This is a genomic window from Legionella lytica, from assembly GCF_044626755.1.
GTDB classification, from domain to species: domain Bacteria; phylum Pseudomonadota; class Gammaproteobacteria; order Legionellales; family Legionellaceae; genus Legionella; species Legionella lytica_A.
The window spans coordinates 85,729-112,726 of the sequence record NZ_JBGORX010000003.1; the positions used below are offsets into that span (position 1 = coordinate 85,729).

The following is a 26,998-nucleotide window of genomic DNA, read 5'->3' on the forward strand; positions in this document are numbered from 1 at the left end:
GACTAGACATACCTACCTAACTGTAGGGTTGAATAAGGTTATTTTGCCCGTACTTCTTAGGTATGTATTGCATGATTAATGGGTCGGGTTTTCATCCAGCCAGTGATGCTGTATCGCGGTTGGTTGGTGGTCACTACTTCATGAGGTAACTCACTATTAAAGCAAATGAGTCGATTGCCTTGAGGGCTGACGTTTTCAAGTAGCTGGTCATTGGTATCATAAAGTTTTAATTGACCGCCATACTCCTCTTGCCACTCTTCATTTAGGTAATAAACAAAGGATACTTTTCGAGTTTTTTGGGCAGCAAATTGATCGATATGCTTTTTGTAAAAAGTACCGGGTTGGTAGCTTGCAAAATGAGTTTCAAATTCATGTATACCAAGAAATAGGTTTTGATTGAGAATCTGGCCTAGCTGATGAATTTGAGCTACAAAAAATTGTATTGCAGGGTTTGCACTATCTGATTCAAGCCATAAAATTTCATCGGTGCGAATGGCATTATTTTGCTGCGAGCTCATATTCACACCAATTTTGGCACTACGAAATAAACCTTGCTCATATAATTCTTTCGCCGTAGTTCGGAGTGAAAAATAATGTTCTTGAGATAAGAATCCATCGAGGAGATGAAATCCTTGATTGCACAGATTATCAATAAGCTGCTCGGTATTTTGTAGCATTAGCGTCCTTCAAGCAGATGTTGATGTTCACGCCAGTGAGGCATAAATTGATTCATGAAGCTATAAAATCGTTTGTTATGACTGGGCTCGAGCATATGTACTAATTCGTGGACTAAAACATACTCCAAACAAATTTGGGGCTTTTTAATGAGAGTGAGGTTTAACCAAATACGTGCAGCATGCGGATTACAAGAACCCCAGCGTGTTTTCATTTTTTTGATGCCCCATTGTTTGGTTTTAACACCAACAATGGTTTCCCAATGCATAATGAGCCTGGGGAGCAACAGTTGCATTTGACGCTTGTACCATGCATCAACTAGCGCTTGGATTTGGGCTGGTGAACTACCCACTTGTGTATAGCAGTGGATGAGCTCATCTTGAAGTTGCACCTGATTGGGACCATGGTGCTCTTCAATGATTAATAAGTAATTTTTCCCCATAAAAGGTATAGTTGTACCCGTTCGTAAGGGCAAACTTTCTAAGGGCGCACGATGACGCATACGTTCACGATGCTCATGAATCCACGCTTTTTTTTCTTCCAGCGTTTTACGAATTAAACGTTCACTATATTTTAGTGGGGCGCTTACTCGCACTAATCCATCCGGAGGGTAAATGCGCAGAGTCATATTTTTTATGGGCTTTCTTGTGACTTCAATAGAAATGCCATCTAATTCGATAATCATACAACAGGAAGTGGAGGCTCTATCTTACCATTTTACTCTCTTTCTCTTGGGATACAAGGACTGTCTATATATTCGCCATCAATGTCTAAGACCATATTCACATTCGCGCGTTGATAGCGAGTTAAGATGTCATATTGCTCTTTGGTAATATAACCATACGAGTTATTACAATATACTAATGAGTGAGCATAGGGTCTTGGGGCGACTTGGACGGGCAGGTCACATTCCCAGCGAAACTTAGTTAAATCACAGTTTGCAAATGCGGAATGGAACGGTAAAAGTGATAACGCGATTAAGGATAAATAGTTTTTTCTCATTATACACCCTCAGGAATATATATATTTATTTTTTTTAAGTATAGGATAATAATCTTAAAAAAATTGTTGTTTGCATGCAAGGATTGTTATGCTTTCATCCAGTTCTGAATATCTTATGGCTCTGCGGGAACGCGATTTTTTTCTCTTTTTGGAGTGGCCTAACTTTGTTGCCAAAAAATACGGGAGGCCCGATGCCCCTTTAGGTGGCGATGCGCTCATGGATTGCTTGGTTTTTGAATGGCTCAGTTATGGTTTTCGCGATGAAGATATTGAGCACATGGCTATTCTCTATGCGATTTCTGAGTTAACAGCGCTGTTGCATTCGGGGGTGCTCATGTTTCAATTAATGACAACCACTAATGCGCTCTTTTCATGCGTGGCGTTCCACAAGCTTAATTTAGAGGACACGAATTTTCCCGTAGGAATAAATGAACGTGAGATTTATAAGTTTATGGATGAAAAAACGCGGAGTTGGGGGGGCAGTCCTGAGCTTTTTAATGAAAGTACCAACTTAGTTCGGAATGATTTTTTAAAACGTACCTCTTTTATTAATGAGTCACAATTGCTTATTTCGTGTAAAAAAATCTACGATATCAATTTTGTATTGCATGCAGTGCGCGAGTATAAGGATAAGCTTTATTGTGAAGAAGATAAGGAAAAGGGAAGCAGTTTGTGTTACACACGCTTAGGAATTGCAGAAGCCTTTGTGTCTTATTTAAAGGGACAGACTGCGATGGGAGATAAAGCCTTATCCGAAATAAATAATTATGTGGCACTGCTGCGTAAAGCCCAGCCTAAGAAGTGGGAGGAAAAATATTTAGATATCATTGCTCCACCTACATTTCTGATGCAGGTATCTAAGACCTTTTTTACTTATTGTGCTTTCTTTTTTACTAAAATAATTCCCGGGACATCAGTAGAAAATAAAGCAGAAACATCGCTTCAGGTGGGCTAATGTGCGATAGGGTATTTTTTACTTAAATATTCGCGAATTTACCGCTTTACGGACATTTCATGGGCCAATAAGGAATCTTTATAATGCAAGGCATCAGGGCTTCCCATGTAGCCTCCTAAACTATGTTTGCCTATAACTCGATGACAGGGAATAAATAAGGCCAACGGATTGCGCTTACAGGCTTGGCCAACAGCTCTGGGGCTGCTTTGTAATGTTAACGCCAGCTCACCATAAGTAACGGTACGCCCGATAGGAATCACCAGTAAAGCATTTAATACTTTTTGCAGATAGGCGCTGCCTTGCGGCTTCAGTTGTAATTGAAAGCGATGATTAGGATTGGCAATATAAGATGCTAATTCATGTTGAATTAAATCAGATAATGGAAGCTTGTGTGATGGGCCTGAATCTAAAGTAAAAAAAGAGCGATAAACAAAATGCTCATCAAATTCAACGGCCAGTTTACCCCAAGGGGTAGGAAAAATAGAGACAGTAAGATTAGTTGGCAGATTAAAGTTCATCATACAACCACCTCATTGGATGCATGCGTGCAGCCAAATGAGATACTTGCATCTCTTTCCTGCGACAGGAAAAGAGATGCAGAGCGATTAATCAGCTTTTTTAGTTGCTAATTTTTCTTTGATACGTGCAGCACGGCCAGCTAAATTACGGAGGTAATATAGTTTAGCACGACGTACATCCCCACGTCTTTTCACAGTAATACTGTCAACGATTGGGCTGTAAGTTTGGAATACACGCTCAACACCAACGTTGTGAGAAATTTTACGTACTGTGAACGCTGAGTTCAAACCACGATTACGCTTAGCAATTACAACACCTTCAAAAGCCTGTAAACGCTCACGGGTTCCCTCGATTACTTTCACTTGAACCAGAACAGTATCACCTGGGCTAAACTCAGGAATTTCTTTACCCTGCATTTGCTCAGCATTCAGTTGGTCAATAATATTAGTCATGGACTACTCCTCAAATTGGTCTTCCTAGATTCGAGGCTAGGAAATACCGTGTTCGCACTTAAACTCAGCAAGCAATTGCTGGTCTGTATTATTTAATTCTATTTTTTCCAGTAAATCTGGTCGCTTAAGCCAGGTTTTACCAAGAGATTGTTTTCTGCGCCACAATTCGATTTCTTTATGATTTCCACCTAATAATACAGGAGGAACATCTAATCCGTTAATTGTTGCTGGTCGTGTGTAGTGAGGACAATCCAACAAACCATTCATAAATGAATCTTGTTCTGCTGAACCAAGATGTCCTAAACTGCCAGGTATCAAACGAATAATCGCATCGATGAATACCGTAGCGGCTAATTCACCACCACTTAAAACAAAATCTCCAAGAGACCATTCTTCATCGACATAATGCTGAAGAATGCGCTCATCAATTCCTTCATATCTCCCTGCAATAAAGAGCAAGGGTTGCTTGTCATTTGCCACTTGATTTAAGTCGTGCTGGCGAATCACCTTTCCTTGCGGGCTAAGGTAAATCGTTTTGCAGTGACTGGGCATTTGACTGCGAGCCTGCATAATTGCTGCTTGCAAGGGCTCATACATCATGACCATTCCTGGTCCACCACCGTAGGGCTTATCATCCACTTGCCGATATGGCCGTGAAGCCCAATCACGTGGATTCCAGTGATCTATTTTAACCAAGCCTTGCTCTATAGCTCTACCCGTAATGCCATAATGTAAAGCATTTAATATTTCGGGTATTAAAGTGATGACTCCAAGATGAAGCGCCACTTAAAAATCCAAGTCCCAATCAACAGTAATAAGTTGTTGGTTGAGATTAACATCCAAGATGAATTGGCTAGGTAAATAAGGGATTAAATGCCTTTTTTCGCCTTGCACTACCAAGACATCATTAGAGCCTGTCGGGATGATTTCAGTGACTTTACCAAAAGAGTCTCCTTTGGAATTCACTACACTCATGCCAATTAGCTGATGCCAGTAATATTCACCAGAGTCCAGTTCTTCAAGCTGTGCTTGCTGAACAGCGATCTCTACATTAGTTAGATGAGCTACAGTTTCGCGTTCAGGATAACCTTCAATCTGAGCTATGATGGACTTAGTTTGTACTTCCGCATTAAGCAGTTTAATTGGCTGCCATTTGTTATTAATAAACGCATGCCAATCTTCGTACCTCAAGATATTATCCCGTGGCTCTGTGAAGGAGTGAACCGTAACAAAGCCTTTAATACCATGAGGCCGCCCAAAACGACCAACGACTATCCAGTTTTCCTGATTACTCACGTTATTAAGCAGCTTTATCTTTTTTGTTAAATTCTTTTACCAGTGCACTTACGCGATCAGATAATTGCGCGCCAACTTTTTGCCATTGGCTTAATTTTTCTGCATCGATGTGAATACGCACTTCTTGTCCACGTGCTACTGGGTTGAAGTAACCAATAGACTCGATGTAGCTACCATCGCGACGCTTGCGGCTATCAGTAACAACTAAATGATAAAAAGGACGCTTTTTTGCGCCACCTCGTGATAAACGTATAACGACCATTATTTTCCTCTACTTTAGAGTGGTTACGTAAAAATGCCGTGTATTGTACGAAAATTAACTCGGCATGTGAAGTAATTCTTACGAATTATCTTAAAAAAATCGTACTGCTCTCATTTTTCTAACATTATTCTTTAATAATTACTTGAACTCATCTGGGAACATGCCCTTTAATCCAGCCATTCCCCCTAAACCACGCATCATTTTTTGCATGCCGCCCGGTTTAGTAAACTTTTTCATCATTTTCTGCATTTGCTCAAATTGCTTTAATAGCTTATTAACATCTTGAATTTGGGTTCCTGAACCCATAGCAATACGCTTTTTGCGTGAACCGACGATCAATTTAGGGATACGTCGCTCTTTAGGCGTCATCGAGTTAATAATGGCAATTGTTTGAGCCATTGCTTTGTCGCTAACTTGCTTCATTGCCTGTTGCGGCATCATTTGGCTTACACCTGGCAGCTTGCTCATCATGCCGCTAATACCGCCCATATTATTCATTTGTAATAGCTGTTGTTTGAAATCTTCCAAATCAAAGCCTTTGCCTTTCTTTAATTTCTTAGCTAGTTTTTCGCTGGCTTGTTTGTCTGCTTTACGCTCTACTTCTTCAATCAGCGTAAGAATGTCTCCCATTCCCAATATTCTTGAAGCAACACGCTCAGGGTGGAATGGTTCTAATGCTTCGATCTTTTCCCCACTTCCGATGAACTTGATGGGTTGACCCGTAATTTGTTTTACAGATAGGGCAGCACCACCACGCGCATCACCATCTGTTTTCGTAAGAATAACCCCTGTTAAGGCTAAGGCTTCATGAAATGCTTTCGCTGTGTTTGCGGCATCTTGTCCGGTCATGCTGTCCACAACAAAGAGCGTTTCAATTGGTTTAATCGCTTGATGCAGACCTTTAAGTTCCGCCATCATTTCTGCATCAATGTGCAGACGCCCCGCGGTATCAATAAGCAGCACATCCATATATTGCTTTTTCGCACTATCGATGGCTTTTTGGGCAATGGATAATGGTTGCTCATGGGATTCTGCCGGGAAAAATGCGACATCAATTTGTTCGGCTAATACTTTGAGCTGTTGAATTGCAGCTGGCCGGTATACGTCGACACTAACAACCATTACTTTTTTATTTTCGGTTTCTTTCAGGTAACGCGCAAGTTTTGCTGTACTGGTGGTTTTACCCGAACCTTGTAATCCAGCCATTAAAAATATTGCCGGTGGCTGGGTTTTGAAATTGAGTTCAACCCGTTCACCACCCATGACTTGAATTAATTCATCATGGACAATTTTAACAAAGGCCTGATCTGGGTTTAAGTCGTTTAAAACTTCTTGTCCAAGCGCCTTTTGTTTTACCTGTTCAATAAACTCTTTAATAACTGGTAAGGCAACATCCGCCTCAATCAGTGAGAGTCTGACTTCACGAAGGGCGCTTTGTACATTCTCTTCTGTTAAACGGCCCTGTCCGCGTAAATTTTTAAAGGTGCGGGTCAAGCGTTCGGTTAAGGTGTCAAACATGGTGGTGGTACCCGAAAAAAATAGTCACTATAGCACATAGATATTATATTGTGCCAGTATGGAATGTGCCATCTTGTAATTGCTCTGGGGGGCTACGTTATCCTAATGAGTGTTATGCTAGGGAGGGCGTATCACTTTGCGGTTACGCTTTATTATAGTTCTTTCTGGAATGGTTTCTTTCATAAAGAACGACAAAATTGCAGAGATTTTCTATTTAAATCGTGTTATTTTAGCTCTGCGATAATGTTTATTGTTCTCTGTTCGTCTTTTTATAGGTTAATAACAGAGGGTTTTGTTTATTTATTACGCTATTATTAAGGGTTTCTTAAGCTTTGCCTTATATAATGGGAGCTTCTGTAGGCCCAACACTGCAACGAAGGAATGCGATGAGCAATAAAAAACACTCACTAACTATTTTTAGCTTAACCATGATTACGGTTGGCTCTGTAGACAGCATCCGTAATTTACCGGCTACTGCTTTATTTGGCAGTCAGCTTATATTTTATTTTATTTTAGGCGCTTTATTTTTCTTACTTCCGACGGCGCTGGTTTCTGCTGAGCTTGCTTCAGGATGGGCCAAGCAAGGTGGGATTTATATCTGGGTGAAACAGGCATTTGGCAAGAAGATGGGTTTTTTGGCCATTTGGTTACAGTGGATTGAGAATGTAATCTGGTATCCTACTATCTTATCTTTTGTTGCAGGGACTATTGGTTATTTAATCAATCCCGCACTAACCAGCAATCCATATTTTCTCTGGTCGGTCATCGTCTGTTGTTTTTGGGGCGCAACCTTACTTAATTTACGCGGTATGAGTTCCTCTGCTCTGTTTAGTAATCTGTGTTCACTGGCAGGCCTATTATTGCCTATGTCATTGATTATTGGCTTAGGCGTGGCATGGATTGCTCAAGGTAACCCACTGCAAGTACAATTTGATGTTCCGAGCGTTGTTCCGCATTTATCCGATCGATCCATGTGGGTATCCTTAACGGCCATCATTATGTCGTTTTGCGGTATTGAGATTGCAACAGTGCATGCAAATGATGTGAACAATCCACAAAATGCCTTTCCTAAAGTTTTGGTTTATTCGGTAGGAATTATTTTAAGTACCTTAATTCTCGGTTCTTTAGCAATTGCCATTGTATTACCACAAAATGACATCAATTTAGTGGCCGGAATTATGCAGGCTTTTGAAGCTTTTTTCTCGAGCTATCACATGCATTGGATGATGCCCATAGTTGCGGTGATGCTGGTGTTAGGTGGCCTTGGTGGGGTGAGTAATTGGATTATTGCTCCGACTACAGGTTTATTGGTTGCGGCTGAAGATGGTAATTTGCCGGGGGCTTTCCAAAAGACAAATGCAAATGGCGCTCCTGTAGTGATGTTATACACTCAAGCAACAATTGTAACTTTACTCTCGGGACTGTTCTTATTTATGCCGAGCGTTAATGGTTCTTATTGGTTGTTAACTGCATTAGCGGCACAGTTATATATGTTGATGTACTTCATTATGTTTGTTGCCGCGATTAAATTACGTTTATCTGAGCCTGAGCATCCACGTGCATTTAAAATTCCAGGCGGTTTGTTTGGTATGTTATTTGTGGCTGGGGTCGGTATTGTTGGTGTATGTGCTACTTTAGCCGTAAGCTTCATTCCTCCTGATGGAATTGATGTTGGTAGCATGGCGCGTTATGAATGTACCTTGATTTTTGGTTTACTGTTGATGTGTTCTCCTCCGTTTATCAGTTCTTGGCTACAGGCTAAAACTCCTGATCTGGAACCCGCAGTTTAATTTATGTAGTTTAATAGCGTCATCCGAGCCTAGTAAAGGATGGCGCTAGTTAGGCCAATCTCCAATTCAGGCACTCAAAAATGTCAATCGAAACGAAACAACTTTTAAAAAACCTAACCGCAAGACTACCGGAACTTGAGTGGAAAGTTGGTGAATTAGGTAATTCATTTTCGAGTCATAAACTACCGCGTGGTTTATTCCGTTCAGAGAGTCAAACTGGAACGGCATGTATTGCCGAAATTAAAACAGATATTCATAGCTTAGCTAAACAAGAGGGGAATAGTGCTGCTTATCTGGCAATGCGAATCCAACAAAAAGTAAATGTCTTGGTGGCTTTATGCCAAATCCATAGTCATCAACATAAGCCAGAAGACAATGCGTCATTTGGTATCAAAATGTTAAGTACTCGGCAACAATGGATACACACTCTGGAAGTCGACATTCAGACATTAGAAAAACAGCAACACGCAATGATTAATGCTTTAGAACAAATGATGCGTGGCCAGAATACTAGCGCCATTTTGCAGTTAAAAGCAGAACTAGGTGAGCTGGAGCGTCGCTTGACGTTGGCAAAAGAAACCTTAAATAGAGCGATATCTTAGTCTTTTGTTCAGGACAGGAATACGGTACATTAGGTGCTGTTTTTCATAGGCTATAAAAAGGAGCTTTATAAATGTCAGGAAAATTTTCTCAAGTTACTAAAGACATCAGCACTCAGTTAGCAAAAATGCGTAAAGAAATGCCTGAGGTTATGGCAGGGTTTTCCGCTTTAGCACAAGCAACGTCAAAAGAGGGCGTATTAGATAAAAAAACTAAAGAATTGATTGCTATGGCATTAGCGGTTGCTAATCATTGCCCAGGTTGCATTGGCTTTCATTCTCAAACTTTAGTTAAGTTGCAAACCTCAAGAGAAGAGCTTTTAGAAACGCTGGGTATGGCTGTATATATGGGAGGCGGCCCATCTTTGATGTATGCTGCGGAAGCATTAGAAGCCTTTGAAGAGTTTAGTGCTTAGAGTGTAGGTTGGGCCTAGGGCCCAATAACAAAGTATTGAGCCACTCGGAACGTGATGTTGGTGGTTCTGTTCTACGTGCTAATTTAACGCCTGCTGCAGCTGGTTTGCCTGAACTTGCTGTTGTATTGGTTGTTGAGGTGCTTGCTGCTGTGCTGGTTGTTGTACTTGTTGTTGTCCACCCCAGGCGGCAGCAACTAAATCCATTTCGGCTTTCGCGACATTTGTTTGGCAGGGGTATTTCTTGGTTATCCCCAACCAGGCAACCTGAGATACAGTCATTGAATCCTTATCACTTTGTTGACTGGAAATTTCATTATAAGTTTGCTGAATCAGCTCATTTAAAGTGATTGGACTTAATTGCACACTAGGGGGGAGGCAAAAAACAGGGTGTCCTTGGCTTTTAGCTGTTTCGTTTGCTTGAATCAGGGTTTCTTGAATGCTTTCGCTGGTGATCATTAGCACATGACGTGCTGATCTCGCCCAAGCCTGGGCTTGCGGATCGGCTTTCATTTCCATTTGTGGAATATTGTTAGCAATGTCCATATAATTTCTAATCGTATCTGCACAGGCGTAATTGGCAAAAAAAATACAACAGATAAAGAAAAAGCGCATAGTTAGGTCCTTAAATTTTAACTTTAAATTCCGTGAGGCTTAATTAAGCCTAATTTAAAAGCAATTATCAAAAAAATAAATAAACTCAATGAGATGGCAACTCTAATGGTTAAGGCTTTTACCGTGCGTTTGCTATTTCCTGAGTCGCGAAGTAAAAAAAGCAGACCGCTGGCAAGTGAGCCCGCGATAATAATCATGGTAAAGATGATGATGATTTTAGTGATCATTTGTTATACTCCCTGAACTGCTGGTTAAATCTGAAAAAAAATTGAGCAATTAATAAATTATGCCTAGTGTACCCTTTTTTAAATTTCGTTTCACCCCAAGTTGGACAATGGTGCTGCTAACCTTAGTCGTTATGGGCTTATTTCTGCGTTTAGGATTTTGGCAAATTCAACGTGCTGATGAAAAAGAGCAAATGCTTGCTGCGGAAAAAAGGCAGGCGAACCTAAAACCAGTACAATGGAACCCAAAACAAAAGTTGCCATTACAATACACTCCGATTAAAATAGTGGGGCGTTATTTGCCAGAAGTATTTCTCCTCGATAATCAGCATCACCAACATCAGTTTGGTTACCATGTTTTATCCCCATTAGAACTTGCAGATGGTTCTGTTGTGATAATCGACCGAGGATGGATTCCAGGCGATATGAGCCGGCGTATTTTTCCTAAAATTACTGCGCCTGAGAATTTAATTCAAGTACAAGGAAGAACTTATTTTCCGAGTAAAGGGCAGTGGGTTTTGGGGCAGGATTATGAAAAAAAAGAGAATAGCGTAGTAATTCTTGAGCGTTTAGACGAACAATTGTTAAGTCAACTTTTGCAAAAATCAGTCTATCCGTTTATTATTCGCCTCGACAAGCAAGATACACACGGATTTGTACGAGAATGGGCAACGGTATCCATGCCTCCGCAGCGACATATAGCATATGCATTGCAGTGGTTTGCTATGGCTTCGGTTATCTTAATTATATTTGTAGCATTGAATCTGAAGAAAAGAAATGAAGACACAGTCCAATAAATATTATGTTGTATTACTATTAATTATCATGTTTGCTGCACCTGGTATCGCGGCTTATGTTTTTTATCAACATCCAAGCTGGTTAGGCGCCACTCGCATCAATAAAGGTGCCTTGCTGACTCCCCCGGTTGTTTTAAAGGCCCTAGAGGGTGAAAAAAAATGGCATATTGTCTTTTGGGCGCCTATGGGATGCGATTCTGCCTGTAAGAACCAATTAGAAACTTTGGCAAAAGTGCGTTTGGCTTTAGGCCGTAAGTTGTATCAGGTTGATCAAGTTCTGGTGCTTGGAGATAAGGCATCTGTCTTATCAACTGAAGAACAATCAGCACTTAAAGACATGCAGTTTCAAGTGGTACAATTGTCTGCTGCTGAGGCGAATGCTCATGAAGCATTACTCGCTGAACCCAAGATATTTTTAGCGGATCCTAATAATTACTTAATTCTTAGTTATGCATCATTAGTTAAACCAGATGATGTATATAAAGATTTAAAATTATTGCTCAATACAACAGAAAAGAATGGTTAATTGAATGCACAATAAATTATTACGCATTGCAGTAACTGCTGCAGTACTTTTATCGTTGCTCGTGGTGATGCTTGGTGCATACACACGTTTGACTGATGCGGGTTTAGGTTGTCCAGATTGGCCGGGATGTTATGGGCGCATGGTGTTACCTAGTGCTGCATCGAGTTTACAACAAGCGCAAACGACCTTTCCACAGATTCCTATTGAATCAAGAAAAGCGTGGACAGAAATGGTTCACCGTTATGCCGCAGGGACTTTAGGCTTATTAATTTTTTACATTGGTTTTTCAATGCTGCGTAAGCGTTTACAAGGGGCCAATTTACCTTGGCATTTACCCGCGGCTTTATTGGTCCTGGTTGTTTTCCAGGCAGCTTTGGGGATGTGGACCGTTACCTTAAAATTATTGCCTGTTGTGGTTATGGGGCATCTTTTAGGTGGGATGCTGATTGTTGCCTGTCTGAGTCGCTTGCGTTTTCAGGTTAGCTCCTTAAAAGGAGAGGATTTGCCCCAGTGGCGGCCTTGGCTACGATTGGCAGTGATTATCGTATTTTTCCAAATTGCACTTGGTGGCTGGGTCAGCTCAAATTATGCGGGTATTTCCTGTGTTGGTTTCCCTTTGTGTAATGGGGATTGGCTACCTGAGTTACATTTTGCTCAAGGCTTTAATTTATTTTCTCCCGTTGGCGCGAATTACCAAGGTGGTTTATTAGATCATGAAGTTCGGGTAACGATTCAATTTATTCACCGTATTGGTGCGGTTCTCACCGCCGTTTATGTATTAACACTCGCATTGTTAATGATGCTTAACGTTCGTTTTAAGTATTTAAAGGGGGCTGCCTTTGTAATGTTTATATTGGTGCTTGTACAGTTCACCTTAGGAATTTTGAATGTGGTGTATTTGCTGCCAATTTCTGTAGCAGTTGCCCATAATGGTGTTGCAGCGCTTTTATTGGCAACAGTATTTAGCTCACTTCATTTGACTCGTAAAGGGCAGGAATAATGCAGATAGATCAAACAATACAAACCGCAGCCGCTTGGCGCGATTACGTCGAATTATGTAAGCCGCGTGTGGTCATGTTGATGTTACTCACCGTGCTTGTTGGCATGTATCTGGCGGCACCTGGCTGGGTTAGTGGTGCTTTATTGCTCAATTCTTTGGTGGGGATTGGCTTGTGTGCGGGTAGTGCGGCTGCAATTAATCATTTAGTTGATCGACGGATTGATTCAATTATGGCGCGAACTAAAAAACGTCCTGTGGCTCATGGGCGTGTTTCTGTTTATCAAGCGGCTTGGTTCGCTTTAATTATGGGTGGTTTAGGGCTGACTATTTTAACGGTATTTGTAAATAAATTAACTGCGTTACTCACCTTTATCACTTTAATTGGTTATGCCGGTGTTTATACCGGTTATTTAAAGCGTGCTACCCCACAAAATATTGTTATTGGTGGTTTGGCTGGGGCGGCTCCTCCTTTATTGGGATGGACCGCGGTAACCAATCAGTTAGATCCTCAGGCTTTATTATTGGTATTGATTATTTTTACTTGGACCCCGCCCCATTTTTGGGCTTTGGCAATTTATCGACGAGAAGAGTATCAGAACGCTGAAATTCCCATGTTGCCGGTAACCCATGGCATTCAATTTACCAAATTAAACGTTTATTTATATACCATCTTACTTTTAGTAGTGAGCGTTTTACCCTTTGTCGTGGGGATGAGTGGCCTGTTTTATTTGGCCGGTGCTTTAGTGCTAGGAGCCCGATTCTTATTTTGGGCGCATAAATTATATCGTACGGACAAGCCTGCAGTGGCGATGCAAACCTTCCGATTTTCGATTGTGTATTTAATGCTATTGTTCGTGTTTTTATTAGTGGATCACTATTTGTAGGGGATGAGAATGAATTTAAAAGCTAAGGGCATTACCTTTACGGTGGTTATTTTGTTGGCGTTGGCAGGGTTGTTTTCCGGTATTTTTGTCGGACAGCATATGCACTTCAAGAAAAAAATTGATGTTGCTAATTTTCATGGGACTTATTTAGAAAACCCAAGAACGGTGAATCAATTTAGTTTGACGGGCACAGATCAACAATCTTTTGATAACGCTAGCTTGCAAGGTAAGTGGACGGTGATGTTTTTTGGCTTCACTAACTGTGGTTACATTTGTCCTACAACCTTAGCTGAGTTAGGCAAAATGTACCGTATTCTCGAAGACAAAGGGGTGAAAGATTTACCTCGTGTGGTGATGATTTCAATTGATCCAGAGCGCGATGATCAAGAAAAATTAGGCAGCTATGTTTCTTCGTTTCATCCTGATTTTTACGGTGCGCGCGGAGAGGAAACATCGATTAAGGCGATGACTCGTGAGATGGGAATTGCTTATGCCAAAATTATGGAAAAAGATGCCTCAGATCCGAAAAATTATGACATGCAACATAGTGGTGCATTGATGTTATTTAATCCTCAAGGGGAATTAAATGCATTTTTTACCACCCCACATCGTGCTGATTTATTAGCAAAAGATTACATACAATTGGTTTCTTAAACAACCAGTTAGTTAAGCGCTTTTATTCTGGCAAGGAAGTAATGCCATCAGACTAAGCAAGTCATCTTGAACCTAGTGAGAGATAGCCGCTTAACTTGATGGCAGTAAATCAAGGAGGAAATTAAGAGCTGCTTGGACGTTCTTTTCCACCCCCGCGGTAGGAGGAGATTTTCCAATTTATAGGCTAGGCTTTAGATATATTCATAAAGCATAAAAAATAAAAATAATTGAGGAACAGCATATTCATGAAAATTGCAATTTTGGCCACAAACCCACAGTTGTATTCACATAAGCGCTTAAAGGCAGAAGGGGAAGCTGCTGGCCATGAGATTAAGATTATTAATCCTTTATATTGCTATATGAATGTGGCTGCATCCAGTCCTAAAGTTCATTACCGTGGAGGGGAACCTTTACCTCATTTTGATGCAGTTATTCCTCGAATTGGTGCGTCAATGACTTATTATGGTACCGCTGTTTTACGTCATTTAGAAACCATGGGTATGTATACCGTTAATGAATCTATTGCTATTTCTCGTTCACGCGATAAATTTCGTTCATTACAAGTATTAGCGCGTAAAGGCATTCCGATGCCTTTAACCAGTTTTGCACAGTCCCCTGATGATACGGAAGACTTAATTCGCATGGTGGGTGGCGCTCCTTTAGTGATTAAGCTATTAGAGGGTACTCAAGGCAAAGGGGTGATTTTAGCAGATAGCCATCAATCGGCCGTAAGTATTATCAATGCATTTAAGGAAATGCACGCCAATATTTTAGTACAAGAGTTTATTGAAGAATCTCGAGGTACGGATATTCGTTGTTTCGTGGTTGGTGAAAAAGTGGTGGGTGCAATTAAACGCCAAGCCAAAGAAGGCGAGTTTCGTGCTAATGTGCACCAAGGTGGTAATGCTGTTAAAGTAAAACTGACGCCGCAGGAGCGTGCTATTGCGGTGAGTGCTGCGAAAACCATGGGATTGAAAGTTGCAGGGGTGGATTTAATTCGCTCTAATCATGGGCCATTAGTTTTAGAAATCAACTCCTCACCAGGCTTAGAGGGTGTTGAAAAGGCGACTGGTGTTAATATTGCTGGAAAAGTTATTGAATACATTGAAAAACATGCAAAACCAATGAGTTTGAGCCATCGTTTTCATGGGTAGTACAACGTAGTCCGTATCATACTAGGCGAGTACGGGCTACTTTCAGCTAAGCTATTTTACTGCGATGATGTTTTTTCTGTCATCATGGTTGAGTTCGGGTTCTTGTTCTTTCTCTGCCCTCATACTTTGCAAACGACATCTTAGCGAACGGCTATTATGGCAATTAGCTTGTACTGTCTCTGATGCAGGATTATGAGATTCTAGCTCCTGGCCTACTTTCTCAACATTCGCTAATACTTTATCAAAGGCTTTAATTGACCTACTGATTGATAGAACAGAAGTGGTTTTGGCAGCCTTTAAATCCTCAATTGCTTCTTGGATTTTAGACCGTAAGTTTGCGACTGCTTCATGGTTATTTAAATCCCTGGGATCGAATTGCGCTATTTCTTTTAAAAGGGCTTGGCGATGAATAAGTTGGCCAATACGCGCTGGGTTTGGATTTTCTTTGTTTAATTCTTTTTCCAGTTTTGCTTCAGTGATTGCCAAGCGTTTATCAACTTGTTTTTGAGCGATGGCAAAATCAATTTGTGCTGAGGTAATAATAATAGGTTTATCGTGTTTCTTATAATAGTCGAGCATGGCAGGTTTCTGTGCTCCCTCGGGTAGGGAGAGCCATTTATCATACACTGATTTAGAAATGAGTCTTGTTCCCTCATCATTTTTGCTCGCAGAAAGCCAGGGGCCTTGGGGATTGCTGGGGTCGGGTTTTAACAGAATCAAGTCATTGGTTATCACCATGCTTAACTTATCTTTACTGTATTTATTAAACCACTTTTCAGCTGCTTTTGAGCCGAATTTTCCGGCATCAAATTTAAACCCACCAGAATAGGCTTTGGATTCACAAATGGCATCTTTTGATATATTTAAATCGAAGTCTAACTGCTGATCAAAATCTTTAGTTTTCCAGGCTCTGCGAGAGCCCATAAATGCGACGGTCCCTTCAAAAGTATCCTTGTCGGCTCCTTCTACGCGAGCAAAAATTTGCTTTGTGTTTGTCAATGCATCGACCCGCTTCATCAGGCTTCTTGCGGCACATAATGGATTAATATGCCATTTTGAGAACGTCTCGGGAATAACTACCCCCACATCGGGGGAGGCGAATGCCGCCTTTTGCACGTGATGTTTAACCTTTTCTAAGGATTTGCTTTTACTCTGCAAATCCTCAATCCCGGTGTACCCTTGTTTAAGTGCCACCTGCACTAATAATTTGCGCATTTGTGATACTTCACGAACCACACCACCATCGGCGCTAATTACGTTATTGCCGCTCATATCCTCATCATTGGTGGGTAAAAAGCGGTTAGCTGTTTTTACCGCATCTTCAGCAGCACGAGATTTTCCACAGCCGGAAGGGCCGGCAACAATAACAACCGGCCGCTCTTTTGCCCATTTAGGACCTTCGTAATGTGTTGTTGACGCTTCAGCCACAGCAAAGCGGAATTCTTTGCTATTCATTTCCTCTTCTAAAGCTAATTTATACAACTTCACTCCTTCCTCACCCAGTAATGCTTCCATTTTAATGGTTGCACTTTCTGGATCGGTCCCCCGCGTATCAGGCTTACCCGGTGTGAATCCAGGCAGTTGATGATTTTCTATGTACTCAATTAGCTGCTGCCTAAAAAAATTAGGCTCATGCAGGCCATCTGCTCGTGGCTTAATATCATGTTCTTTTTGGTATTCAGCTACTTTACTGGCATGAGTTTTTTGATATTTGCCAACTCCTTCACACAGCGCAATTTGTCCTTCCTTACTTAAAGGGGATTCAGTAGTGTCAGTGCCATATTTTCCTATCTGTTCGACAAGCCTGGTTTTTTTATCATTGAAAATGCCCATATTCTACGCACTCTGCAATAAATCTTACTAACAGTATAGCAATAGTTTTGCCCTTTAATGCGATGATTCATCTTTTCCTACAAGCCAATCGGCACTTACTTCGAACTCTTTAGCTAAGCTATCTAAGATTGCTGCATCCGGATTTGTTGAACCATTAAGTAAAGCTTCTGCTTTGAACTTGGGAATTTTAATTAATTTGGATAGGACTTCAATACGTTCATGAGCTGACACGGGTGCGCCAATATTATCGAGTTCTTTATTTAGTCGTTCTGAAAATCGTCTGTTGAGCATATAGTTCTCCTGATTCTTTTATTTAGAGAAAAGTAAACCCGTTCCATTATTTTGATATAGCATAAAACGTTAGTTTTGCAATGTAAGGGGTACCTTAAGGGTCGAATTTGGTTGATCTGTGTTCTCTTTCAATTTAGTATTGATTTCACTTGAATTCGGCCCAATGTGGGATGACCTATGATTGAAGATGTTGCAGCGAAGTATCCTTGTGATTTAATAATATTCGGTGCCTTAGGCGACTTATCCTGTCGTAAATTATTCCCTGCATTATATCAGCTGGAATGTGCACAATTGTTGCATCCAGACACGCGAATTATTGGTTGTGCTCGTGAGGATTTGGTTTTAGCCGATTTCATTCAACTAATGCAGGGAAAAATCGAACGATTCACGCACGAGGCTTTGGATAAAGAAGCTTGGGCTCGCCTTACGCAACGACTCATTTATTGTCAACTCGATATGGCAAAATCTGAAGATTATTTCAAATTAACGGAATACGTACATCCTGCAGAGCGAATAGCTATTTCCTATTTTGCAATTCCACCCTCACTCTATGCGCAGACCTGCCAGGGATTATCTACCATCGGTTTGACGAATCAACCCTCGCGAGTTGTTTTAGAAAAACCAATTGGTCATGATTTACCCTCTTCAATTGTCATCAATGATCAGGTCGCTCATTTCTTTGCCGAAGATCAAATCTATCGCATTGATCATTATTTAGGAAAAGAAACGGTTTTAAATCTTTTAGTTCTGCGTTTTGCTAATGCAATTTTTTCATCAAACTGGGATCAAAGTATGATTGAAAAAGTTGAAATCTCCGTTGCTGAAGAAGTAGGAGTGGAAGGGCGTTGGTCTTATTATGACAAATCGGGACAAATGCGCGATATGCTTCAGAATCATTTGTTGCAAATCGTAGCTTTGGTGGCAATGGAGCCGCCTATGAGCCTTTCGGCAGACTGTATTCGCAGTGAAAAACTAAAGGTATTAAAAAGTTTACGCTTTATTAATGAGACGCATGTCCAGGAGCAAACCATACGTGCTCAATACATTAGTAATACCATCAAAGGGCAAAAGGTTCCAGGTTATTTGGATGAGGATGGAGCATATAAGAACTCTAAAACCGAAACTTTTGTAGCCATTAAGGCATTTATTGATAACTGGCGCTGGTCTGGTGTGCCATTTTATCTGCTTACCGGAAAACGATTACCTAAAAAACAAAGTGAAGTCGTAATTTATTTTAAGCAGCAGCCGTACAATATTTTTCAACAATTAAAACAAGAATTATCACCCAACCGATTGATTATTCGTTTACAGCCTGATGAAGGGGTTGAAGTGCGGATGATGAACAAAGTTCCTGGGCTTAGTGAAAGTATGCAGTTACGTGACAGTAAGTTAGATTTAAATTTTAACACCCAACGTATTGCTGATGCCTATGAACGTTTGTTATTGGAGGTGATGTTAGGGAATCAATACCTATTTGTCAGCCGAGAAGAGGTGGAACAAGCTTGGAAATGGATCGATAATATTAAACAAGCTTGGGAAAGACAGTCTATTCCATTATATACTTATCCTTCCGGAACTTGGGGACCTTTAGAGGTGATTCGCTTATACAATGGCAAAGCTCATGTATGGGGGGAGCAAAATGCAGTTACATAGTTTCGGTGATGCAGATTTATTAGTTAGCGATTTAGTATCTCAATTAAAACGTCTCTTGCTTGATGCAATAACTCAGCGAGGGCAGGCTTATTTAGTGGTTTCGGGTGGCAAAACACCGGCTGATTTGTTTCAGGCCTTAGCCAAAGTTGATTTACCCTGGTCTAAGGTGACCATTACTTTGGCGGATGAGCGTTGTGTACCCCTTGATGACACTAATAGCAATGAGCGCATGTTAAGACAATTGCTGCTACAGCACGAGGCAAAGGCTGCTCGTTTTGTCAGTTTGTATTCTCAAACTGATCCTGACTTACATCATGTGAAGCAAGATATTTCTGCCTTACCCACCTTTGATGTGGTTATTTTAGGCATGGGTGATGATGGGCATACGGCCTCCTTATTTCCCAGTGCTGATGAATTAAACTTAGGACTTGATGAAAATGCTCCAGCGGTACTTTTTGTCAATCCCAAAACCAGTGATCTCCAACGTGTTAGTCTATCCAAAAGACGATTATTGGATAGCCGAGTTATATTTTTACATTTGAAGGGACAAAATAAATTAGCGGTATTGCATCAAGCCATGGCTCAGCCTGACCCCATGCTTATGCCCATTAGCGCTTTTTTAAATAGCCCTCAAGCGGATGTACAGGTAATGTATGCACCATGAGGAATTAAAATGCACCCAGTAGTTGAGCAAGTCACAGCCCGCATTCGTGAACGCAGTGCACGGGGCCGTGCGTTTTACCTTGAGCAGATGGAAAAGGCCCGCATTCGTGGTCCTCAACGTACCATGTTGCATTGTGGTAACTTAGCACATGGTTTTGCCGCCTGTGCGCTGAAAGACAAAGCCAGTTTGAGTGGCGTGAAAAAAGCCAATATCGCCATTGTTTCTGCTTATAACGAGATGCTTTCAGCACATCAACCTTATGTGAGTTATCCCGATTTGATTAAAGAGGCAATTGCGGCCGCAGGTGGTGTTGCTCAATTTGCCGGTGGTGTGCCCGCAATGTGTGATGGAATTACCCAAGGCCAGCCTGGGATGGAGTTGAGTTTATTAAGCAGGGATGTGATCGCGATGTCTGCGGCAATTGCTTTATCACATAATATGTTTGATGGCGCCTTAATGTTAGGAATTTGCGATAAAATTGTTCCTGGATTATTAATGGCGGCTTTAAGTTTTGGCCATTTACCCTTTATTTTTGTGCCTGCAGGGCCAATGCCATCAGGAATTTCGAATCAAGAAAAAGCGAGGGTTCGCCAATTATATGCGGAAGGGAAAGTAGATAAAGTGGCTTTGTTGGAAGCTGAATCTGCTTCATATCATTCCCCAGGAACCTGTACTTTTTATGGTACAGCAAATTCAAATCAATTGGTCATTGAGGTGATGGGGATACAACTTCCAGGTTCCTCGTTCATTAATCCCGGAACGCCATTACGCGATGCATTAACGCAAGCGGCGGCACAACAAGTATTAACATTGACTGATTTAGGGGAGGAGTACTTACCCATTGGCCAGCTAATGGATGTCAAAAATATAGTGAATGGCATTGTTGCTCTATTAGCATCTGGGGGCTCGACGAATCATACGATGCATTTAATTGCGATTGCGGCGATGGCAGGTTATAGGGTTAATTGGGATGATTTTGCTCAATTATCAGCAGTAACCCCCCTAATCACTAAGATCTATCCTAATGGCTCTGCTGATGTGAATCAGTTTCAGCGCGCTGGTGGGTTAGCTTATTTCATCCATACCTTATTGGATGCCGGCTTATTGCATCCGGATGTCGATACAGTAATGGGCCATGGACTGGAACGTTATACTCGTCAACCTATCTTGGATAATGGGCAATTGCATTGGATTGATGGTCCCAGCGTTTCCAACGATGAGGCGGTGTTAACGGCAAGTTCTACCCCCTTTAAAGCTCAAGGTGGCTTACAAGTCTTGAGTGGGAATCTGGGGCGCGCAGTGTTTAAAACGTCTGGCCTGGCTCAGGGGAAAGATAAAATTAAAGCGCCCGCGGTGATTTGTTCCAGCCAAGAAGAGTTTGAGCAGCTGTTTAAACAAGGTGCATTGAATAAAGACTGTGTGGTGGTCTTGCGTTTTCAAGGACCTAAAGCCTGTGGCATGCCCGAGCTCCATCAGCTAACCCCCAAATTAGGGGTGCTGATGGATAAAGGATATCAAGTTGCCTTGGTTACTGATGGCCGTATGTCTGGTGCCTCGGGCAAGGTTCCTGCGGCAATTCATGTGACGCCTGAGGCTTTAGATAATGGTGTATTGGCCCGGGTTGAAACGGGAGATATGATTATTATTGATGCCGAGCAAGGTCAGTTAGAAGTGCTTGTTAGCGACGACGAGCTAAGCTTGCGTGTGGCGGCGCTAATGAATGCTGATGGACTTTATTACGGTACTGGACGTGAATTATTTGGTAGTTTGCGTACTCAGTTTACCGGGGCAGAACAGGGAGCTTGCAGTCTATTTCAAGGAAGAGAGTCGGCTTATGAGGTTTGATGAGTATAATTTATATGCGATCGTAGCGGATATTGGGGGCACCTTTGCTCGTTTTAGCCGTGTGCGCTTGGATAGCTTAGCTATTGACGCAGTCGAAATTTACTCTTGTGCTGAATACAGTAGCCTTGAAGCTGTATTATTAGCCTATCAACGCAAACATGAGTTAGAACACATTACCCAAGTCGCGATTGCGATTGCCTGTCCGGTGCTGGGTGATGAAATTTGCATGACGAATGCTCATTGGCAATTCTCAATTAACGAGCTGCAACAAAAATTGGCTTTATCTGAGCTTACGGTATTAAATGATTTTAATGCCATCGCCATGAGCCTTCCTGCATTGTCTGAATCCGAATTAGTGCAACTGGGTCAGGGCGTTGCGGATAAAAATAAAACGCGTGTCGTTCTTGGTGCAGGCACTGGATTGGGGGTTGCGCATTTAGTTCCTCATGATCAGAGTTATATTGCTTATGGGGGCGAGGGTGGTCATGTAAGTTGGGGAGCCCAAACCGAGCAAGAATGGTTTATTGCGTGTTACCTCAATAAAATATATGGTCATGTTTCTTACGAGCGCTTATTATCAGGCCAGGGATTAGAAAACTTATATCGTGCACTGACGGCATTTCATCAGCAGGATGAACGCTCATTGTCAGCCGCACAAATAGTTGCTTTAGCTTTAGCTGGTGAATCAGTAGTTGCTGAAGCAGTCGTGGCGCAATTTTTAGCTATTTTAGGTGCCTATGCTGGCGATTTGGCTTTAATCTTTGCGGCCTTTGGTGGTATTTATATCGCTGGAGGTATTGCTCCACGTTTGCTTCCATTATTGAATCAGAGTGATTTTAGAATTAGGTTTGAAGAAAAAGGACGTTTCAGTAGTTTTAATGCGCAAATTCCTACTTATGTAATTACTGCAAAACAGCCCGGAATATTAGGCGCTGCAGTACACTTGAAGCAGCGTTTGCAACATCAGATTGAACGGGTACGAAAAGGAGACCTAGATGTCATTTTCTAATTGGGTTGTGCAAGCAGATACGGTGTTTTGTTCTTCACCGGTAATTCCTGTGATTCAAATTAAAGAGATTGAACAAGCTATTCCTTTAGCTACAGCATTATTTGCTGGGGGAGTTAATGCCCTGGAAATCACTTTAAGGACCCCTATCGCTCTGGAGGCAGTACGTTTATTAGTACAGACGTTTCCTGATGCATTAATTGGTGTCGGTACTATTGTGACCCCTGAACAGCTAGACCAAGCTATAGAAGTGGGGGCGAAATTTGCCTTTAGTCCGGGCTCCACTCAAGATTTACTCCGCGCGGGACTTAACGGCAATATTCCATTTATTCCTGGAGTGACTAGTGTTTCTGAGCTTATGGAAGGATTGGCTTTAGGTTATACCCACTTTAAATTTTTTCCTGCTGTTGCTGCGGGTGGGATTCCTATGTTACGTTCATTCTATGGACCTTTTCCGCAAGCGCGATTTTGTGCAACCGGAGGGATTAATGAATCCAATTTTTCTGACTTCCTCGCCCTACCTAATGTGACTTGTGTTGGGGGGTCGTGGATAGTTCCGGAGGAAGCAATTAAGAAAAATGATTGGTCATTAATCACTGACTTATGTTTTTCTACACGGCAAGGAATGCGAGGTTGGGGCTAACTTATCAAGCTAAGTTCCCCTTCCCCCTGCCTCTTTCGCATTCATCCTTAGGGCATTGATCGACTCCCTCCAACGGGGAGGCAGGGATAGACCTGGTTATTACATTAGTAATTAAGATTCAAGGAGGAATAATGACTTGGATGGTCGCGGTTATTGGCTCTGTTGCTGGATTTTTATTTGGTTATGATGAAGGAATTATTGCCGGCTCTTTAGAGCTGGTCAAAAATCATTTTGCGCTAACCGCAACTGATATTGGCGTGATGGCGGCAGCGTTACCTTTTGGGGCTTTGTTGGGGGCTATCTTGATTGGGATGGTTCTGGCTTCGAAAGCTGTTAAACATTTCGGACGTCGCACTCTCTTGTCTTTTTCGGGCTGCTTATTTTTTTGTGGTGCGCTCGGTGCTGGTTTTGCCGATTCAATTACGGTATTGGAGTTGTCGCGATTAATTCTTGGCCTGGCGATTGGCGTTGCTTCTGTCATGGCCCCTTTATATTTAGCAGAAACTGCTCCTTTGGAAAAACGCGGAGCGATAGTCGCTATTTACCAATTGGCAATGACAATAGGGATTGTTTGCTCCTATTCCGTTAATTACTTATTGATGGAGAATCAAGCCTGGCGGGCAATGTTTGCTTCAAGCGCATTCCCAGCCTTGGTTTTGGGGATAGGGATTTTATTCATGCCAGAATCCCCTCGATGGTTATGCAGTGTTGGTCGCCCTGACGAGGCAAACAAGGCCTTAAAAACCTTACGCAAGGCTCAGTTTATTGAACAAGAGTTGCGTGATATTGAAGTAACCTTGACACATGAGCCCAAACAGGGGAGCTGGCGTTTGCTGTTTAAGAAACCTCTATTACCAGTATTAATGCTAGGTACGCTATTATTTTGTTTGCAACAGTTAAGTGGGATCAATGTCGTTATCTATTTTGCCCCAGAAATTTTTAAAAGTCTGGGATTAAGCAGCACTTTAGGGCAAATATTAGCGACGATTGGTATCGGACTGGTCAATTTACTGGTTACTCTATTAGCTATTCTCTGGGTTGATAAAATCGGACGTCGCAAGCTCTTACTTCTAGGGTTTCTAGGAACAGGGGTGAGTTTACTTGCCTTAAGCCTGTTTTCATTGAACCAGGGTGCATGGCTTCCTTGTTTATCGATGATTTGCCTTAGCGTATATATTTTCTCATTTGCAATCAGCGTAGGGCCAATACCGCATATTGCAATGGCTGAAATTTTCCCTCTACATGTGCGTGGAGTAGGGATGGGTTTCTCGGCAATGAGTAATTGGACGTTTAATACAGTAGTTATTTTTAGTTTTCCGTTATTGCATAAAGCCCTAGGTATTGAGTTCACGTTTGCTTTATATGGCACTATCTGCTTCTTAGGTCTTATTTATAGCTATTTTTATATGCCTGAAACCAAAAATATTAGCTTGGAACAGATTGAGAGCTATGTGATGGAAGGGAGGCCTTTGCGTTTGTTAGGGGGGGCGGAAATATCAGATCCTCATGCAAAAGATGCTTCCGTATTAGCACCTGGCTAGTGTCATTTTAGACCGCTTCAGTGCTGGGCTTTTCGGCCCAGCCTATGCATGAGCACTCTATTTGGTCATCATATTTCTAATTAAACCCACAATGGCAGTTACAATACCACCACTAACTAGCCCCGTACCTCCATCACCTAAAATAGTACCAAGAGTGGTATCGGCTATGCCTAGATGATTGAGTAGCTGCACTCCTTGTAATATATAACCGCCTAATGCCCCACCGACTAAACCAGCAATTGTATTTCCAATTGTACCGAGGCTTAAGTTTTTTAACCCGACACCAGTTGCATTACCACCAATAGCGCCACCAATTAAACTGCTTATTAGTCCTATAATGTCCATTGTAATTACTCCTGTTTGCCTGATAAAAATCGATGGTTTTACTCCCTTCTCGGTGGTGAGCGCTCGAGTTCTTTTAGTTGTTCTGCTGCCTCGAATAGAAAGCCCATGGCCAATACTGGGGAGCCCAAAAGTGGGGTGGCAGGAAAAGAAAATATTGCTATCCCTGATGTTGATTTATATTCAATTTTAAGGTTGGACATATTAGTTACCAACGTGCTTATCTTCCATATAGATAATTATTGCTCCATAATCATTGGTCGTCAAATACCCATATTGGTGGAGTTTTTCTCTTTTGCGGCGCGGTGGCTAGATAATTAGCGTGGCTAGAGAATTAAAGAAAATAAATTCAAGCAATTAGACTCACGTAATGGTGTTTTTTTGGCTTGTTCGTATAAGTGAACGGGGAGCAGCAAAACTAACCTTCGGTTGAAACATCGAGTTTTCCTGCGTAGATGGAGGTATTCTGGGAGGGCCGTGGGGCGGGTTGCTGTTTAAGAAAAACCTGGTTGTTAACAACCAGGTTGAATTAACGAGATGTGATTTATGTATATTACGGATCTTATTCCAATTTACTGGTCACTTTATTTCTTGCTTCCATGGCATGCAGCACGGAGACGTAACTCCAGGTTAGTGATTTGGCCCCTTGTTGAACGCCAGTGTTTAAATTAACTTGCTCGGCTAAACTCATGTCTGGAGCATATTTTTTGACAAGCTCTAAATAGGTATCGCCGGTTTCAATGTATTTTTTCATTAGCGCATGTTGGCTTTGTTTTACAGGCAACATATCCGCTAAAGTGTAATAATATTCAGCCATGGTTGCGGTTAAAATAAACCAGGGATTGCCTTGGCTATTGGTTTGATATCCATCATAAGTATCTCCCGGATAACGACCGAACAAAATAGCCCCTGAATTATTCTCATTGATGGGGAACATTTGGTTAAATTGTTTATGTAAGGCATTAATGGTTTTTTCCACATAAATGCTATTAGGAGCTAAGAGACCTCGTTGGGGATTGAATAATACGCCCAAAATTACGGCAGAATCCAGTTCCATAGTTTTTTGCGGACCTAAATGGGGCGGAAGGGTTGCTTGAATCAGTTGTTTTTTTTGATCCAAATGTTGGTATAAACGATAATCCATCAATCGCGCTTGCTGTTCATAATAAATAGCGGCACGTTCATCATCCATACGACGAGCTAGTGCGGCACCATCCAGTAATGCTTTTTGTTGTACCATGGTGGTGAAAAAATGATTGCCATAAACTTCTTCCCAAAGGTCAAAGTTTTCATCGGTCCAGTGGTGGGCTATGTATTCCAGGTCTAACTTAATCACGCTCATTCCGCGTGGTTCCATGCCCTTGTTATACAAATAAGTTTGTACATACTCTAGTTCATTTTGATTTAATAATTGCTGAGCAAAACGAATTAATGCGACCGCTCTTATTGCCGGGCCATCATTTTGGGGCCTACCCCAGGAGCCGTCAAAGGGATAACCGTTAATGTAGAATTTAGGTTCGCCCAGAATATCTTGTCCGGGCAGGGGATCGTTTTGATGCTGAATCATCCGTGTCCATGAAACATAATGAAATAGGCGTTCTTTATTTGCGGCGGAATGATTTGCTTCATACCAGCGCTCTATTAAGTTCATGGCAATAGCTGAATCGCGGACCCAGTCATAATAATAGTTGGGGTTCTGTTGCGAGGGGGATGCGATAATTGCGCCATTAGGATGAATGTTTGCCAAAAAATTTGTTTTTAAGGTGCTAATTTCTTCGGGGCTAAATACCGCAGCAACCGCTTGGGTAACCAGAAAAAGCCATAAAATAAATATCCGTTTCACTC

At 41.6% G+C, this 26,998-nt stretch carries 32 protein-coding genes; 17 read left to right on the top strand and 15 right to left on the bottom strand.

The window, feature by feature from the left end; translation table 11 throughout:
- Nucleotides 1–56: 56 nt before the first annotated feature.
- The 3 genes from ACD661_RS10040 to ACD661_RS10050 are packed head-to-tail and all read right to left on the bottom strand — an operon-like array spanning nt 57 to nt 1,677.
- The gene (locus ACD661_RS10040) at nt 57–677 is read right to left on the bottom strand and encodes a 2OG-Fe(II) oxygenase (RefSeq protein ID WP_400187722.1); all 621 of its coding nucleotides are present in this window, start codon (nt 675–677) and stop codon (nt 57–59) included.
- Nucleotides 677–1,360, bottom strand: a complete 684-nt coding sequence (locus ACD661_RS10045; protein WP_400187723.1) for a M48 family metallopeptidase — start codon at nt 1,358–1,360, stop codon at nt 677–679. Before ACD661_RS10045 ends, ACD661_RS10040 begins: the two co-directional genes overlap by 1 nt.
- A gap of 32 nt (nt 1,361–1,392) precedes the next feature.
- Nucleotides 1,393–1,677 carry a hypothetical protein gene (locus ACD661_RS10050; RefSeq protein ID WP_400187724.1) on the bottom strand — a complete coding sequence of 95 codons (285 nt, stop codon included), beginning with the start codon at nt 1,675–1,677 and terminating at the stop codon, nt 1,393–1,395.
- Nucleotides 1,678–1,765: 88 nt separating this feature from the next.
- Between ACD661_RS10050 and ACD661_RS10055 the strand changes: the two genes are divergently transcribed.
- The gene (locus ACD661_RS10055) at nt 1,766–2,632 is read left to right on the top strand and encodes a helical bundle domain-containing protein (protein ID WP_400187725.1); all 867 of its coding nucleotides are present in this window, start codon (nt 1,766–1,768) and stop codon (nt 2,630–2,632) included.
- Between the two features lie 38 nt (nt 2,633–2,670).
- Here ACD661_RS10055 and ACD661_RS10060 read toward each other — a convergent pair whose 3' ends face one another.
- The 6 genes from ACD661_RS10060 to ffh form a co-directional block, all read right to left on the bottom strand.
- Complete coding sequence (locus tag ACD661_RS10060) at nt 2,671–3,153, bottom strand: methylated-DNA--[protein]-cysteine S-methyltransferase (RefSeq protein ID WP_400187726.1); 483 nt, start codon at nt 3,151–3,153, stop codon at nt 2,671–2,673.
- A gap of 84 nt (nt 3,154–3,237) precedes the next feature.
- A complete protein-coding gene (rplS, locus tag ACD661_RS10065) occupies nt 3,238–3,603 on the bottom strand; it encodes a 50S ribosomal protein L19 (RefSeq protein ID WP_133136861.1) in 366 nt (121 codons plus the stop codon).
- 36 nt (nt 3,604–3,639) lie between these two features.
- A complete protein-coding gene (trmD, locus tag ACD661_RS10070; protein WP_400187727.1) occupies nt 3,640–4,389 on the bottom strand; it encodes a tRNA (guanosine(37)-N1)-methyltransferase TrmD in 750 nt (249 codons plus the stop codon).
- Nucleotides 4,390–4,899 carry a ribosome maturation factor RimM gene (rimM, locus tag ACD661_RS10075; RefSeq protein ID WP_400187728.1) on the bottom strand — a complete coding sequence of 170 codons (510 nt, stop codon included), beginning with the start codon at nt 4,897–4,899 and terminating at the stop codon, nt 4,390–4,392. It lies immediately after the preceding gene.
- 4 nt (nt 4,900–4,903) lie between these two features.
- A complete protein-coding gene (rpsP, locus tag ACD661_RS10080) occupies nt 4,904–5,161 on the bottom strand; it encodes a 30S ribosomal protein S16 (RefSeq protein WP_252580530.1) in 258 nt (85 codons plus the stop codon).
- Nucleotides 5,162–5,299: 138 nt separating this feature from the next.
- Nucleotides 5,300–6,679 (bottom strand): signal recognition particle protein, encoded by a 1,380-nt coding sequence (gene ffh / locus ACD661_RS10085; protein ID WP_400187729.1) that lies wholly within the window; start codon nt 6,677–6,679, stop codon nt 5,300–5,302.
- A gap of 386 nt (nt 6,680–7,065) precedes the next feature.
- Here ffh and ACD661_RS10090 point away from each other — a divergent pair, with 386 nt between their 5' ends.
- From ACD661_RS10090 to ACD661_RS10100, 3 genes are all read left to right on the top strand, one after another.
- Complete coding sequence (locus ACD661_RS10090; RefSeq protein WP_400187730.1) at nt 7,066–8,469, top strand: APC family permease; 1,404 nt, start codon at nt 7,066–7,068, stop codon at nt 8,467–8,469.
- Between the two features lie 80 nt (nt 8,470–8,549).
- Nucleotides 8,550–9,071, top strand: coding sequence for a primosomal replication protein PriC (priC, locus tag ACD661_RS10095; RefSeq protein ID WP_400187731.1), 522 nt, complete (start codon nt 8,550–8,552; stop codon nt 9,069–9,071).
- A gap of 71 nt (nt 9,072–9,142) precedes the next feature.
- Nucleotides 9,143–9,484 carry a carboxymuconolactone decarboxylase family protein gene (locus ACD661_RS10100; protein ID WP_400187732.1) on the top strand — a complete coding sequence of 114 codons (342 nt, stop codon included), beginning with the start codon at nt 9,143–9,145 and terminating at the stop codon, nt 9,482–9,484.
- 78 nt (nt 9,485–9,562) lie between these two features.
- On the opposite strand, the gene ACD661_RS10105 is transcribed toward ACD661_RS10100, so the two are convergent.
- Nucleotides 9,563–10,096, bottom strand: a complete 534-nt coding sequence (locus tag ACD661_RS10105) for a phosphatase (RefSeq protein WP_400187733.1) — start codon at nt 10,094–10,096, stop codon at nt 9,563–9,565.
- A gap of 23 nt (nt 10,097–10,119) precedes the next feature.
- On the bottom strand, nt 10,120–10,323 hold the full coding sequence (locus ACD661_RS10110; RefSeq protein ID WP_400187734.1) for a twin transmembrane helix small protein: 204 nt from the start codon (nt 10,321–10,323) through the stop codon (nt 10,120–10,122).
- Nucleotides 10,324–10,382: 59 nt separating this feature from the next.
- Here ACD661_RS10110 and ACD661_RS10115 point away from each other — a divergent pair, with 59 nt between their 5' ends.
- The 6 genes from ACD661_RS10115 (at nt 10,383) to rimK (ending at nt 15,335) form a co-directional block, all read left to right on the top strand.
- The gene (locus ACD661_RS10115) at nt 10,383–11,117 is read left to right on the top strand and encodes an SURF1 family protein (RefSeq protein ID WP_400187735.1); all 735 of its coding nucleotides are present in this window, start codon (nt 10,383–10,385) and stop codon (nt 11,115–11,117) included.
- On the top strand, nt 11,098–11,643 hold the full coding sequence (locus tag ACD661_RS10120; protein WP_400187736.1) for a hypothetical protein: 546 nt from the start codon (nt 11,098–11,100) through the stop codon (nt 11,641–11,643). Before ACD661_RS10115 ends, ACD661_RS10120 begins: the two co-directional genes overlap by 20 nt.
- Nucleotides 11,644–11,647: 4 nt before the next feature.
- Nucleotides 11,648–12,643 carry a COX15/CtaA family protein gene (locus ACD661_RS10125; RefSeq protein ID WP_400187737.1) on the top strand — a complete coding sequence of 332 codons (996 nt, stop codon included), beginning with the start codon at nt 11,648–11,650 and terminating at the stop codon, nt 12,641–12,643.
- A complete protein-coding gene (gene cyoE, locus ACD661_RS10130; RefSeq protein ID WP_400187738.1) occupies nt 12,643–13,527 on the top strand; it encodes a heme o synthase in 885 nt (294 codons plus the stop codon). The genes ACD661_RS10125 and cyoE overlap by 1 nt, the downstream gene beginning before the upstream one ends.
- Before the next feature lie 9 nt (nt 13,528–13,536).
- Entirely contained in the window at nt 13,537–14,181 is a 645-nt protein-coding gene (locus tag ACD661_RS10135) for an SCO family protein (RefSeq protein ID WP_400187739.1), read from the top strand.
- A 245-nt stretch (nt 14,182–14,426) separates the two neighbouring features.
- Nucleotides 14,427–15,335: a 30S ribosomal protein S6--L-glutamate ligase gene (rimK, locus tag ACD661_RS10140; RefSeq protein WP_400187740.1), complete on the top strand. Its 909-nt coding sequence runs from the start codon at nt 14,427–14,429 to the stop codon at nt 15,333–15,335.
- 51 nt (nt 15,336–15,386) lie between these two features.
- Here the strand turns inward: rimK and ACD661_RS10145 are convergent, their stop codons facing one another.
- Together ACD661_RS10145 and ACD661_RS10150 are read right to left on the bottom strand one after the other, a co-directional pair.
- Nucleotides 15,387–17,168 (bottom strand): hypothetical protein, encoded by a 1,782-nt coding sequence (locus tag ACD661_RS10145; protein ID WP_400187741.1) that lies wholly within the window; start codon nt 17,166–17,168, stop codon nt 15,387–15,389.
- Nucleotides 17,169–17,222: 54 nt separating this feature from the next.
- Nucleotides 17,223–17,459, bottom strand: coding sequence for a hypothetical protein (locus ACD661_RS10150; protein WP_400187742.1), 237 nt, complete (start codon nt 17,457–17,459; stop codon nt 17,223–17,225).
- A gap of 177 nt (nt 17,460–17,636) precedes the next feature.
- Here ACD661_RS10150 and zwf point away from each other — a divergent pair, with 177 nt between their 5' ends.
- The 6 genes from zwf to ACD661_RS10180 all read left to right on the top strand — a co-directional run bounded on the left by zwf (nt 17,637) and on the right by ACD661_RS10180 (nt 24,811).
- Entirely contained in the window at nt 17,637–19,112 is a 1,476-nt protein-coding gene (gene zwf, locus ACD661_RS10155) for a glucose-6-phosphate dehydrogenase (RefSeq protein ID WP_400187743.1), read from the top strand.
- Nucleotides 19,099–19,776 (top strand): 6-phosphogluconolactonase, encoded by a 678-nt coding sequence (pgl, locus tag ACD661_RS10160; protein ID WP_400187744.1) that lies wholly within the window; start codon nt 19,099–19,101, stop codon nt 19,774–19,776. Before zwf ends, pgl begins: the two co-directional genes overlap by 14 nt.
- Before the next feature lie 9 nt (nt 19,777–19,785).
- Nucleotides 19,786–21,621, top strand: coding sequence for a phosphogluconate dehydratase (gene edd / locus ACD661_RS10165; RefSeq protein ID WP_400187745.1), 1,836 nt, complete (start codon nt 19,786–19,788; stop codon nt 21,619–21,621).
- Nucleotides 21,611–22,630: a glucokinase gene (gene glk, locus ACD661_RS10170; protein ID WP_400187746.1), complete on the top strand. Its 1,020-nt coding sequence runs from the start codon at nt 21,611–21,613 to the stop codon at nt 22,628–22,630. Before edd ends, glk begins: the two co-directional genes overlap by 11 nt.
- Nucleotides 22,617–23,270, top strand: coding sequence for a bifunctional 4-hydroxy-2-oxoglutarate aldolase/2-dehydro-3-deoxy-phosphogluconate aldolase (locus ACD661_RS10175; RefSeq protein WP_400187747.1), 654 nt, complete (start codon nt 22,617–22,619; stop codon nt 23,268–23,270). The genes glk and ACD661_RS10175 overlap by 14 nt, the downstream gene beginning before the upstream one ends.
- Before the next feature lie 131 nt (nt 23,271–23,401).
- On the top strand, nt 23,402–24,811 hold the full coding sequence (locus ACD661_RS10180) for a sugar porter family MFS transporter (protein ID WP_400187748.1): 1,410 nt from the start codon (nt 23,402–23,404) through the stop codon (nt 24,809–24,811).
- 57 nt (nt 24,812–24,868) lie between these two features.
- Here ACD661_RS10180 and ACD661_RS10185 read toward each other — a convergent pair whose 3' ends face one another.
- On the bottom strand, nt 24,869–25,156 hold the full coding sequence (locus tag ACD661_RS10185; RefSeq protein ID WP_400187749.1) for a hypothetical protein: 288 nt from the start codon (nt 25,154–25,156) through the stop codon (nt 24,869–24,871).
- A gap of 105 nt (nt 25,157–25,261) precedes the next feature.
- Here ACD661_RS10185 and ACD661_RS10190 point away from each other — a divergent pair, with 105 nt between their 5' ends.
- Nucleotides 25,262–25,474, top strand: coding sequence for a hypothetical protein (locus ACD661_RS10190; protein ID WP_400187750.1), 213 nt, complete (start codon nt 25,262–25,264; stop codon nt 25,472–25,474).
- Nucleotides 25,475–25,715: 241 nt separating this feature from the next.
- Here ACD661_RS10190 and ACD661_RS10195 read toward each other — a convergent pair whose 3' ends face one another.
- Nucleotides 25,716–26,996 (bottom strand): glycoside hydrolase family 15 protein, encoded by a 1,281-nt coding sequence (locus ACD661_RS10195; RefSeq protein WP_400187751.1) that lies wholly within the window; start codon nt 26,994–26,996, stop codon nt 25,716–25,718.
- Nucleotides 26,997–26,998 lie beyond the last annotated feature (2 nt).

Coding starts and splice junctions, on each gene's coding strand:
- pgl (WP_400187744.1), top strand. CDS start 19,099: ATGCAGTTACATAGTTTCGGTGATGCAGATTTATTAGTTAGCGATTTA.
- ACD661_RS10125 (WP_400187737.1), top strand. CDS start 11,648: ATGCACAATAAATTATTACGCATTGCAGTAACTGCTGCAGTACTTTTA.
- priC (WP_400187731.1), top strand. CDS start 8,550: ATGTCAATCGAAACGAAACAACTTTTAAAAAACCTAACCGCAAGACTA.
- ACD661_RS10090 (WP_400187730.1), top strand. CDS start 7,066: ATGAGCAATAAAAAACACTCACTAACTATTTTTAGCTTAACCATGATT.
- ACD661_RS10110 (WP_400187734.1), bottom strand. CDS start 10,323: ATGATCACTAAAATCATCATCATCTTTACCATGATTATTATCGCGGGC.
- ACD661_RS10045 (WP_400187723.1), bottom strand. CDS start 1,360: ATGATTATCGAATTAGATGGCATTTCTATTGAAGTCACAAGAAAGCCC.
- rpsP (WP_252580530.1), bottom strand. CDS start 5,161: ATGGTCGTTATACGTTTATCACGAGGTGGCGCAAAAAAGCGTCCTTTT.
- ACD661_RS10060 (WP_400187726.1), bottom strand. CDS start 3,153: ATGATGAACTTTAATCTGCCAACTAATCTTACTGTCTCTATTTTTCCT.
- ACD661_RS10150 (WP_400187742.1), bottom strand. CDS start 17,459: ATGCTCAACAGACGATTTTCAGAACGACTAAATAAAGAACTCGATAAT.
- ACD661_RS10055 (WP_400187725.1), top strand. CDS start 1,766: ATGCTTTCATCCAGTTCTGAATATCTTATGGCTCTGCGGGAACGCGAT.
- ACD661_RS10185 (WP_400187749.1), bottom strand. CDS start 25,156: ATGGACATTATAGGACTAATAAGCAGTTTAATTGGTGGCGCTATTGGT.
- glk (WP_400187746.1), top strand. CDS start 21,611: ATGAGGTTTGATGAGTATAATTTATATGCGATCGTAGCGGATATTGGG.
- ACD661_RS10115 (WP_400187735.1), top strand. CDS start 10,383: ATGCCTAGTGTACCCTTTTTTAAATTTCGTTTCACCCCAAGTTGGACA.
- edd (WP_400187745.1), top strand. CDS start 19,786: ATGCACCCAGTAGTTGAGCAAGTCACAGCCCGCATTCGTGAACGCAGT.
- ACD661_RS10120 (WP_400187736.1), top strand. CDS start 11,098: ATGAAGACACAGTCCAATAAATATTATGTTGTATTACTATTAATTATC.
- rplS (WP_133136861.1), bottom strand. CDS start 3,603: ATGACTAATATTATTGACCAACTGAATGCTGAGCAAATGCAGGGTAAA.
- ACD661_RS10105 (WP_400187733.1), bottom strand. CDS start 10,096: ATGCGCTTTTTCTTTATCTGTTGTATTTTTTTTGCCAATTACGCCTGT.
- ACD661_RS10050 (WP_400187724.1), bottom strand. CDS start 1,677: ATGAGAAAAAACTATTTATCCTTAATCGCGTTATCACTTTTACCGTTC.
- zwf (WP_400187743.1), top strand. CDS start 17,637: ATGATTGAAGATGTTGCAGCGAAGTATCCTTGTGATTTAATAATATTC.
- ffh (WP_400187729.1), bottom strand. CDS start 6,679: ATGTTTGACACCTTAACCGAACGCTTGACCCGCACCTTTAAAAATTTA.
- cyoE (WP_400187738.1), top strand. CDS start 12,643: ATGCAGATAGATCAAACAATACAAACCGCAGCCGCTTGGCGCGATTAC.
- ACD661_RS10145 (WP_400187741.1), bottom strand. CDS start 17,168: ATGGGCATTTTCAATGATAAAAAAACCAGGCTTGTCGAACAGATAGGA.
- ACD661_RS10135 (WP_400187739.1), top strand. CDS start 13,537: ATGAATTTAAAAGCTAAGGGCATTACCTTTACGGTGGTTATTTTGTTG.
- ACD661_RS10040 (WP_400187722.1), bottom strand. CDS start 677: ATGCTACAAAATACCGAGCAGCTTATTGATAATCTGTGCAATCAAGGA.
- ACD661_RS10180 (WP_400187748.1), top strand. CDS start 23,402: ATGACTTGGATGGTCGCGGTTATTGGCTCTGTTGCTGGATTTTTATTT.
- ACD661_RS10190 (WP_400187750.1), top strand. CDS start 25,262: ATGGCCAATACTGGGGAGCCCAAAAGTGGGGTGGCAGGAAAAGAAAAT.
- rimK (WP_400187740.1), top strand. CDS start 14,427: ATGAAAATTGCAATTTTGGCCACAAACCCACAGTTGTATTCACATAAG.
- ACD661_RS10100 (WP_400187732.1), top strand. CDS start 9,143: ATGTCAGGAAAATTTTCTCAAGTTACTAAAGACATCAGCACTCAGTTA.
- ACD661_RS10175 (WP_400187747.1), top strand. CDS start 22,617: ATGTCATTTTCTAATTGGGTTGTGCAAGCAGATACGGTGTTTTGTTCT.